The organism is Mesorhizobium sp. WSM4816, assembly GCF_055811535.1.
Map to the genome: position 1 here is coordinate 1 of NZ_JBVVQR010000100.1, position 787 is coordinate 787.

Below are 787 nucleotides of genomic sequence, written 5' to 3' on the forward strand. Positions count from 1 at the left end.
CCAGCAAGCCGATCAGGGTCCGGTAGGTTGCTTCCCGATGCGGCGTGCGCAAGGCCGCGGTTGCCGTCATCAAGGCGATGACGTCCTCCTGCGAATAGAGGTAGGGCGTCGCTCGGCAAGATCGCCCCGGCAGCAGATCACACGGCGGCACCTCGGTTGCCGGCTCAATCCCGCGCAGATGGGTCGCAAAGCGGCGAACGACGGAAAGTCGCGCCGACATCCAGCTTCGATCGGCGCCTGCCGGCAGCATCGCCCAAGTGAGGGCCGTCTTGGTGGTCAGGTGGTCTTCGCCCTGCGCCTCGAGGTAGGTGAGGAACTGGGCAAGAAGCTTCTCGGACCGAACAAGCGTGTAGCCGAGGGCGCGACGCATGGCCAGGTAATCGGCCAGGGCCTGGCGAAGGGCGCTCATGCCACCTCTCCCGGCCAAGGGCGGGCGATCGTTCGCAGGGCTTCGCGATCAACCTTGGCATAGATCGCCGTTGTCAGGGCGCGGCGATGACGCAGGACCTGCCCGACCTCCGGTAGCGACGCGCCGGCGCGCAACATCGCCGACGCCGCCGTATGGCGCAGGCGGTGGGCATGGATCCGGCCGAGCCCGGTGCGGCAACCGGCGGCGGCCACGATTTGCGACACGCCAGCGCTTGTGAGGGCATCGTGGGGCGCCCTGATTCGCACAAATACTGTCCGGCCCTGGGCGGTCCGGGGACGGCCGTGGCGCAGATAGGCCGCCACCGCTTCGCCGACATCGGCCGGCAAGGGAAGGTGTTCGATGCAGCTTCCTTTGCCC

The 787-nt window shown here is 68.1% G+C and carries 1 protein-coding gene and 1 pseudogene; both read right to left on the minus strand.

Annotation, left to right across the window (positions count from 1 at the left end; translation table 11 throughout):
* Positions 1-409 (minus strand): annotated as a pseudogene (locus AC0L3H_RS32965) (tyrosine-type recombinase/integrase); the annotation flags it as partial.
* On the minus strand, positions 406-787 hold a 382-nt coding region (locus AC0L3H_RS32970), incomplete at its 5' end, for a tyrosine-type recombinase/integrase (RefSeq protein WP_473588249.1). The pseudogene AC0L3H_RS32965 and the gene AC0L3H_RS32970, both read right to left, overlap by 4 nt.